Raw genomic sequence first — 9,414 nt, forward strand, 5'->3', positions numbered from 1 at the left:
CGATATGCAAAAAATACAAGGTTCAACGCAATCTCGCGCAGCGTGGTGGCGCGGTGCCGTCATCTATCAGATTTACCCACGGAGTTTTGCCGACAGCAATAATGACGGGGTGGGGGACCTGCCAGGCATTACGTCAAAGCTGGAATATGTCGCATCGCTTGGCGTTGATGCGATCTGGCTTTCGCCTTTCTTTACCTCGCCGATGCGGGATTTTGGCTATGATGTCGCCGATTATTGTGATGTCGATCCCATTTTTGGGACGCTGGCCGATCTCGATGCGCTGATCGAAAAGGCGCATGGCCTTGGTCTTAGGGTTATTATCGATCAGGTATACTCGCATACTTCGGATCAGCACGCTTGGTTCGCCGAAAGCCGGTCGTCGCGCGACAATCCAAAGGCGGATTGGTATGTCTGGGCCGATCCAAAGGCAGATGGTTCTCCGCCGAACAACTGGCAATCAGTTTTTGGCGGCCCGGCATGGACCTGGGATGCACGTCGTGGTCAATATTATATGCACAATTTCCTGCGCGAACAGCCGCAGATGAATGTGCACAATCCTGAAGTTCAAGAGGCATTGCTGGGAGTTGCCAAATTCTGGCTTGATCGCGGTGTCGACGGCTTCCGCGTGGATGCGATAAATTTTGCCATGCATGATCTGGAGCTGCGGGATAACCCTCCGGCTCCAGCTGGAAATGGCATTCGTACTAGGCCATTTGATTTCCAGTTGAAAGTGCACAACCAGTCGCATCCCGATATTCCGGCTTTTGTTGCGCGCATCCGGGCTTTGACCGATCAATATCCAGATCGGTTCACGGTGGCAGAGGTCGGCGGGGCGGAACCCGACCGCGAAATGAAGGCGTTCACCGCAGGCGACGCCCATTTCAACAGCGCCTACGGTTTTGATTTTCTCTATGCCGACAAGTTGACCCCCGCACTGGTTCGGGAAGCGCTGGAAAACTGGCCGGCAGAGGAAGGGATTGGTTGGCCTAGTTGGGCCTTCTCCAACCATGATGCACCGCGCTGGATCAACCGCTGGGCACCAGAAGGTGCGCGAGATGTTTATGCGCGCATGGTGATGCTGTTGTTTCTGTGCCTTCGTGGGAATGCGATTATCTGGCAAGGCGAGGAACTTGGGCTCACGCAGGTCGACATTCCTTTCGATCGACTGCAAGATCCGGAAGCCATTGCCAATTGGCCACATACGCTATCACGCGATGGAACACGCACGCCGATGCCGTGGAAAGCAGATGCGCCGCACTGCGGGTTTTCAGACCATACGCCCTGGCTTCCTCTTGGAACCGATCATGTCGCATTGGCGATCGACCAGCAGGAAAGATCTGCCGCCTCGATGCTCAGCGCAACAAGGAAATTTGTCTCACTGCGTCAGTCCAACCAGGCTTTGCGGAGCGGCGACATACGCATAATCGAGGCACAGGAAGGCATTCTTGTCTTTCAACGAAAGAGTGCGGAGCAGACCCTTTTGTGCGTGTTCAACATGGGTAATAGCAGCATAAGCTGGACACCCGAAAAGCCTGATGAATGGCGGATAATCGAGACGCTGAATACCACCGAGCGATGGGAAATTGGCGCTTATGGCGCTATCATTGCAGAAGCTATTATTTGATCAGAGTTTCGCGATGCGTACACTGCCCAGTTTTTTCCTTTTGCTGGTTCCGAGGCGTTGAATTTTTTAGCGTATAATTCTGTGATTGAAGGAATGAAAAGCGGCGCTTTTGCATCACGTGCGGTGCTAAGCGCCTATTTTCTAGAATGCGTTCTCTGAACCGTTGCCAGAGCTTGGCTAGTCACGAAGCTTTGATCTCAAATACAAATGCGGCCGCTTAAACTCCAGATTCGTGAAGTCAAAATCGGCTCTTATTCGACCTATTTGGACAGTTAACCACTTTTTACCCTTGCCTCTATGCAATTTGTGCTATGAACAAAGTGCCGGTTGGGGTGGCTAGGCACAAGGTCGCATAAGGAGCGAAATGGCTACCTATAACCCCATATCCGAGGGATCGCCTCGTTTGGCTTTAGATTTGTCAATGCCACAATTTGGTTCCGGTGACCAGTTTGGTTTGCCGATTGTTGGGCGGCATTTCGAAGAAATCATAGTGCGACACGACAAATCCGATCAGATGTTCTGGTGTTTCATGAACCAGCGCGGAAGACCCAGCTACACCTATAGTCTTGGTGCTGAGGTTCAGGAGGTTCAGGACTGGATTGCGGACAATTATGCCCGCCCTGCAAATGGCGGCCCTGACGATCTTCGTTATTTCATCTGCGGGTCAAAGACGCCTGGTATATACAATCTTGGGGGTGACTTGCGGCATTTCGCGGAGTGTATTCGAACACGTGATCTCGCTGCGATGCGCAAATATGCTGAAACCTGTGTGCGAATGCAATTTGCCAACGCAAATGCATTTGGAGCGCCGATCATCACGATGGCGCTCGTGCAAGGTGACGCTTTGGGCGGGGGCTTTGAGCACGCACTGGCGTTCGACATATTGGTCGCGGAGCGCAGCGCCCGTCTTGGATTGCCAGAGATTGTATTCAACCTTTTCCCCGGGATGGGTGCCTATAGTTTTCTGCTGCGCCGGGTTGGTCGCAAGATGGCCGAGCAATTCATTCTTGAAGGTAAAATCTATAGTGCTGAGGAATTATACCAACTCGGAATTGTAGATATCCTGGCAGAAGACGGGCAGGGCGAAGCTGCGATAATCGACTATTGCCAGCGCAACCGGAACCGCTTTGCAGCTGAACGTGCTGTTTACCGCGCGCGCCGTGTTGCCGATCCGGTGGAACTCGACGAATTGATGCGCATCACGACGGTTTGGGCAGAAACTGCCATGACATTGACCGATGCCGACGTCCGCAAGATGGAGCGTCTGGCGGATGCGCAAGAGCGCCGTATCCGGAGGACTTTGTCTCCTATTTAGTTGGATTTGGCGCTGGCGACCGGAACTACCGTCATTGAGTCCAATTCGCTTTTTGCGCGATCAAGTTCCTGTTTGACCTGAGCGAAGTAACTCGGGCCTTTCGCGCTGAAATCAGCTTCGGTGATTTTCTCCAGTTTGCTGCAAAGGGCGGCCAACTGCAGTGCGCCTATATTGTTGGATGCGCTCTTGAAAGCGTGTGCAGCAAAACGGAAAAGTGCCGGATCGCTTGTTTCGAGCGCGCGTTGCATGGTCGCGCTGCTTTCCGTTGAGTCCTCGACAAAACCTTCGATCATACTCGTGATGAAAACTGCATCGCCAATCGAACACAGATAATCGAGGTGACCTTCATCGATGGCTTGATTCGGCGCTGATGCAGAATGATCGCGTGACAGAGGCACCACAATCTGCAGCGGGTCCTGTTTGATGTCGGGAAGGTGCGTCTTAGGCGCCGGACCACAGAATTTTTCGATAGTCTCTAGAAGCAATGCCGCGTTAATCGGCTTGGTCAGGCGCAAATCCATACCTGCACCAAGACAACGGGTTTCGGTCTCGGTTGTGGCGTCTGCTGTGACACCCACGATCGGCAAATGCGCGCGGTTGCCCTCAATTTGGCGCCACATGCGGCAGGCATCAATGCCATTCAAACGCGGCATGTTGACGTCGAGCAAAAGGATGTCGAATTTTTCCTTTTCGAGGATTTCCAATACCTCATCGCCGTCGCAGACCTGCGTAACCTTGTGTCCGGCAGCCTCGAGTATGGCAGTCAATATGTTGCGGTTTGTGCGGTTGTCATCCGCGACCAGCACTGATCGTGGACTATAATCCGATGGTGCCGCCCTGGTCGAAGCCGATGCGCGTTCGTCAAAATGCGGCTTATGTGCGAAAGAACAGCCAATACGAATAGCGCTTCTGAGCTCGTTAAAGCTGGCATCTGCAGGAATTACGGTAGCAAAGGCCGCGCGCAGTTCAATTTCACCAAGATCAGGCTCTACATCATGCGATACCAGCACAGCAGCAACTTCGGCCTCTGTAAACATTTTCCAAACCGGCGCTTCCGCATCCAGTTCATTCGCCACCCGGTCATCAATCATGGCAATGTCGAAATCGGCAAGTTTGACCGAAGCCAGCGCCCGCTCCAGTTCGACTGAACTCCGGCAACTGACGCTCTTGACCAGATAGTTTCCTGCGTTTTGCGCCTTGGCCAGCAACTCATGCTCAAACATTCCGAGCGCCAACACTTTTACAGGCGAGCTTTGTTCACTGTCATAAGCGCTGTTTTCCGCTTCTGCCAGCGATACGGGCAATTCGACAAGGAATGTACTACCTTTGCCAATGACACTATCGACACTGATTTGCCCGCCCACTTGCGTTACAAGCTGGCGGCAAATCGCAAGACCCAGTCCGGTGCCGCCGAAACGGTTCATAACCGTGTCGTCTGCTTGCTGGAAGGGCTCGAAGATCTTGGCAACGGCGTCGTCCGCAATTCCAATTCCGGTATCGCTAACGGTGAACCACAGGATTGCTTTGCCTTCGGCCTCGCGAAGCCCGGCATTAACGGAGACAGTACCGGCTTCGGTAAACTTGATGGCATTTCCAGTCAGGTTCAAAAGGATGTTGCGGATTATGTCGGCAGGGCCGTCGACGATCCGGTCGCTCAAAGGCTCGGCGGCAATCTGAAGGCCGATTAACTTATCGTCCGCCCGAACCAGCATGATATCGCGGACCTCCGCCAAAAGGTCGGTGATCCGCAGAGGCCGCATCACGACTTGTGCGGCGTTGCTATCGCTTCGGGCGATTTGGATGAGCTGGTCGATGAGGTGCAACAGATGCTCACCGGCGAGCACACTGGCTTCAACCATGTCGTGCTGGTTCTTGGGCATCGCCATCGCGCGCAGATGGTTGCCATAGCCGATGATCGCGTTGAGCGGTGTGCGCAACTCGTGGCTGACACTCGCCAGAAAATAGCCTTTCGCCCGGTTGGCCGCTTCGGCAGCTTCTTTTGCGAGCGACAGCTTCTTGATAAGTGTCGAGCAATAGGCTGGAATAACAATAAGCGCCAATATCAGACTGATGCCAAGTGTGCGGTTGGGTTCCCAATAGTCAGTCGTAAATACAACCGTGCTGAAAGCTGCAACTGCCAGAGCCGATGCAATAACAAGATATTTGACGCCAAATCGGAAGCCGTTGCCTAAAATCACCCAAAGAAACAGAGGGTAGAAGAAAGACATTGTTTCTGCCGAATGCATCATAACGGCAAACGCCATTCCTACATCCAGCAAAATTGCAGCGGTCCAGCGCTTCTCCTGCTTCCAGACATCGGCACGGCGCATCAGGAATAATGCAGCGTTTAGTGAGAGATAGACGAGGAATGCTTCGAGCAGGAACGCGTTGTACGAGAGAAAATACACAGCTGTGCCCGCAGTGCTCCCCATCACCATGCGGTTAAGCAGGATTTCCTGCTCCGGGGCCAGACTGCCCTTTTTGGGAAGGAGCCGCCTCATGGCTGTGACACCGCAATTGCCGAACCAAAAATGTCGCGCAACTGATCGACAGTCAGTGAACGGCCGAACAAATAGCCTTGCAATTCATCGCACCCAGAAGCGCGGAGCAACATACGCTGCGCTTCGGTTTCTACGCCTTCGGCGACGACACGCATATTCAGCGCGTGGGCGAGGTGCCCGATCGTGGAAATGATGGCCCGGTCGGTTGCCGAATGCTCAATGCGGGACACGAACGTCTGGTCGATCTTCAACCTGTTTGCGGGCAGATCGCGCAGATATTGAAGCGATGAATAGCCGGTTCCGAAATCGTCAATCGAAAGTTCAATGCCATTGTCGCGCAGATTGCGCAGTTGGTTCATTAATTGGCTGCTCTGATCAAGCAGCAATTCTTCTGTAATCTCGACGACCAGCTGTCCTGGCTCAATCTTGTATTGGGCAATCTTGCCCAGAATTTCCTCGCAGAGTTTGCCTGCCTGGAATTGGCGCGGCGACACGTTGATGGCGATGTGCGGCAGTGCGATGCCATCCTTATCAAATTCCGAAATCTGGCGGCAAACCGCATCGATTACCCAATGGCCTATCCGATCAATCAGGCCGGAGTCATTGGCGACGCGCATGAATTCGTTCGGCATCAATCGCCCGCGTGCAGGATGTTGCCACCGCAGAAGAGCTTCCAAACCCGTATAGGCGCCGTTTTGCGCATCAACGATCGGTTGATATTCCAGAAACAGTTCATCATTTTCAATGGCGCTTCGCAAGTCCGCCTCAACTCCCGCATTGAACTGGGCAATCTGGTTGAGTTTTGGAGAGAAGAAACAGTGGCAATTGCGTCCGCTCGACTTGGCCTCGTACATTGCGAGATCGGCAAGGCGCAGCAGCTCATCAGGAGAGTTGCTGTCGTCCGGAATCATGGCAACGCCGATACTGGCGCCAATTCGCTGGTCGGAATCGCCAATTGCGTAATGCTTGCCAATCTGCGCGAGGAGATGGTGGCATTTGCTGCTGACATCCTCGACGCTTTCGACATTTCGGAGGATGATTGCAAATTCATCGCCACCGATTCGTGCTGCCAGTTCGTTTGCGTCCAGTGAGCTGTTGATCCTCTCTGCAACCTGTCTGAGCAATGTGTCACCAGCCTGATGGCCGCGTGTATCATTGATAACCTTGAACCGATCCAGATCGACCAATAGCAGGGCGGCTTTGCTTCCGCTCGAGCTGCATTCCTCAATCGTCTGCCGCATATGCTCGGCGAGCAGCGCGCGGTTGGGAAGTCCAGTCAGCAAATCGTGCAATGCCAGATGCGCGCGATGTTCCTCGGCAAACTTTCGGGCGGTAATATCGACGGCGGAGGTCAGGACGCCGATTATCTGGCCATCCTTGTTCAGCAGCGGTGATTTGTTGCAGTGGAAGGTAAGCTGCACACCGTCGCTGACAAAAACTTCCTCATAGTTCGGGATAGATTGCGCGCCATCGATGATCAGTGAATTGCGCCGCTGTTCACGTTCAGCAAGATGCGGTTCAAAGATATCATTGATTGAGTAGCCAACCAGTTGCTCGGTATCTTTGCCCAGCATGGCAGACTGATAGCTGTTGATGAACAGGATCTTGCCGTTGCGATCGGTCGCGATGATCATAACTGGCGTTGTATCAATGATCTGCTCAAGCATCGATTTACCGCCGGTTTGCTCCCGAAGGTCGTCGCTGTTTAAAGAGCTTGCAGTTGTACGGTTTTCGATTTCACGGCGCTTGCGATGTTGCCCAATAAGGAGTTCAGCCCGCTCCTTGAATTCGGAATGGGTTACCGGGCTCTGCAGGAAATCGGTGGCGCCCGCGTCCAGTGCGGCGATGCGGCATTCGCGGTCCTGTCGCGCAGTGATGACAATTGCAGGAATATTGTGGCTGTCGGGGCGACTGCGGATCTGTCTGATGAAATCCGCACCGGTCATTTCCGGCATGCGATAATCGACGATCAGCAGGTCTGCTGTTTCATTTTCCAGCCAAACAAGCGCTTCCTTTGCGCTTTGAAAACAAACAGATGTGAAACCGGCGCCCATCATCGACACGTACTGTGCGTAAATGCGCAGATTCGTGGATCTGTCGTCGACGATGACTATGCGTGCATGCATAGCGTTCGGGATAACGGTGCAACCTCAAGGAATGGTTAACCGCCATTAGAGTTTCACTGGGCAAACCTATTCCCCTTGGCAACGACATTGGTTTGGCTCATCCGGTTCACCGCGACGCTACGAGGAGAGCCGAATTGCTGAAACATCCGCACCGACGGTTCAACCCTTTAACGGGTAAATGGATTTTGGTATCACCACATCGAGCGCAACGGCCATGGTTGGGGCAGTCGGAAGATGTGTCAAACCATCAGGCATTGGCCCATGATCCGGATTGCTATCTCTGTGCGGGAAACAAACGCGCGAATGGAACCGTAAATCCCGATTATTCGGGCGTTTTCGTTTTCGATAACGATTTTCCTGCCCTCATGTCGGGTGGTGAGGCTTTTGCCTCGTCTGACGGAGAGTTGTTCCAGGCAGAGCCAGCTTTTGGGGTATGCCGTGTCATTTGCTTTTCTGAAGATCATGGAAGATCGCTGGCGCAATTGGAGCCTGAAGCTATTGGGGCGGTAATAGATGTTTGGGCATCACAGGTCGAAAACCTATCAAAAACCAATGGCTGGGTGCAGGTGTTCGAGAATAAGGGCAGCGTTATGGGATGCTCCAATCCGCACCCGCATGGCCAGATTTGGGCAACGGCCCATGTTCCGGATGAACTCAGGGTCGAGTGTGATAGCCAGATCGCCTTTTTCGTAGACCACAAAGTCCCGATGCTGCTGCAGCTCTGCGAACAAGAAATACATAAAAAAGAACGCATTGTTGTCGATAGTGTATATTGGCTCGCAATTGTGCCTTGGTGGGCAAGCTGGCCCTTTGAATTGCTTCTGCTGCCCAAGTTTGAAATTTCATCGTTCTCCCAGCTAAGCGATAAGCAGCGCGACGATCTGGCCGTCGTGCTTGGAGAGATTGCGGTGCGCTACGACAATCTGTTCCAATGCCCATTCCCTTATTCGATGGGTTGGCACGGCGCCCCATTTGACGGGCGCGACTATCCCGGGGTGCAGTTGCATGCGCACTTCTATCCGCCGCTGTTGCGTTCGGCAACGGTGCGGAAGTTCATGGTGGGGTATGAAATGATGGCAGAGGCCCAAAGGGATCTGACCCCGGAGCAAGCTGCCGAAGCGCTGCGTCAAACTAGTACCGTTCACTATCTTGCGGGCAACAAGCCATGAATCCTCTGGCAGTTGATTCCGCGCGTCGAGCTTTTGTCGGTTATTTCGGCGAAGAGCCTGCCCATATTGCTTATGCACCCGGCCGCGTGAACCTGATCGGTGAACATACCGATTACAATGACGGGTTTGTTTTACCATGCGCCATTGGCTTCGGCACTGCGGTAGCGATTGGGCCTGCACCAGGCGATGAATTTGACGTCATGGCGGCAGATTTGGAGATGGCAAATGACCGCTTCTCCGCCAATTGCCCGATGTCCGGTTGCCCCGAAGCCGAATGGACGCGGCACGTGCGCGGGATGGCAGCAGTGCTCAAAGATGCTGGATACCAGTTGAATGGCGCACGTTTGGCGCTCAGTGGGAATGTGCCGCAAGGTGCGGGCCTTTCATCGTCAGCATCGCTAGGTGTCGCTTTGGGTTTGGCCTTGATGGCACAGTTTGCGCTCGATAAGTTGGGGATGGTCGAAATTGCGTTGGCCGCACAACGGGCCGAAAATCAGCATGTCGGCTGCGCCTGCGGGATAATGGATCAACTGGTTTCGGCTTGCGCGCTGCAGGGGCAGGCGTTGCAGATCGATTGTCGTTCGCTGGCTACAACGCCGGTTGCACTTCCGCAGGACGCAGCAATATTGATTGTGCATTCGGGGGTGCGGCGAGAACTTGCGGAAAGTGCCTATAACGA

Annotated in this window: 6 protein-coding genes; 4 read left to right on the plus strand and 2 right to left on the minus strand. The window is 53.6% G+C overall.

Features of this window, described 5'->3' with window-relative positions; translation table 11 throughout:
* Nucleotides 1-4: 4 nt before the first annotated feature.
* Together Q0239_RS10215 and Q0239_RS10220 are read left to right on the plus strand one after the other, a co-directional pair.
* The gene (locus tag Q0239_RS10215; protein ID WP_298602198.1) at nucleotides 5-1,624 is read left to right on the plus strand and encodes an alpha-glucosidase; all 1,620 of its coding nucleotides are present in this window, start codon (nucleotides 5-7) and stop codon (nucleotides 1,622-1,624) included.
* Between the two features lie 421 nt (nucleotides 1,625-2,045).
* Nucleotides 2,046-2,939 carry a crotonase/enoyl-CoA hydratase family protein gene (locus Q0239_RS10220; RefSeq protein ID WP_298602201.1) on the plus strand — a complete coding sequence of 298 codons (894 nt, stop codon included), beginning with the start codon at nucleotides 2,046-2,048 and terminating at the stop codon, nucleotides 2,937-2,939.
* Here the strand turns inward: Q0239_RS10220 and Q0239_RS10225 are convergent.
* Together Q0239_RS10225 and Q0239_RS10230 are read right to left on the minus strand one after the other, a co-directional pair.
* Nucleotides 2,936-5,440, minus strand: a complete 2,505-nt coding sequence (locus Q0239_RS10225) for an ATP-binding protein (protein ID WP_298602204.1) — start codon at nucleotides 5,438-5,440, stop codon at nucleotides 2,936-2,938. The genes Q0239_RS10220 and Q0239_RS10225 overlap by 4 nt on opposite strands.
* Nucleotides 5,437-7,566: an EAL domain-containing protein gene (locus Q0239_RS10230; RefSeq protein ID WP_298602207.1), complete on the minus strand. Its 2,130-nt coding sequence runs from the start codon at nucleotides 7,564-7,566 to the stop codon at nucleotides 5,437-5,439. Before Q0239_RS10230 ends, Q0239_RS10225 begins: the two co-directional genes overlap by 4 nt.
* Nucleotides 7,567-7,700: 134 nt before the next feature.
* On the opposite strand from Q0239_RS10230, the gene Q0239_RS10235 reads away from it, so the two are divergent.
* Nucleotides 7,701-8,735, plus strand: coding sequence for a UDP-glucose--hexose-1-phosphate uridylyltransferase (locus Q0239_RS10235; protein WP_298602209.1), 1,035 nt, complete (start codon nucleotides 7,701-7,703; stop codon nucleotides 8,733-8,735).
* A partial coding sequence (locus tag Q0239_RS10240; protein WP_298602211.1) for a galactokinase family protein occupies nucleotides 8,732-9,414 on the plus strand: 683 nt, incomplete at its 3' end. The genes Q0239_RS10235 and Q0239_RS10240, both read left to right, overlap by 4 nt.

Origin of the sequence: uncultured Sphingorhabdus sp. (assembly GCF_937872355.1) — a bacterium.
Classification (GTDB): Bacteria; Pseudomonadota; Alphaproteobacteria; order Sphingomonadales; family Sphingomonadaceae; genus Sphingorhabdus_B.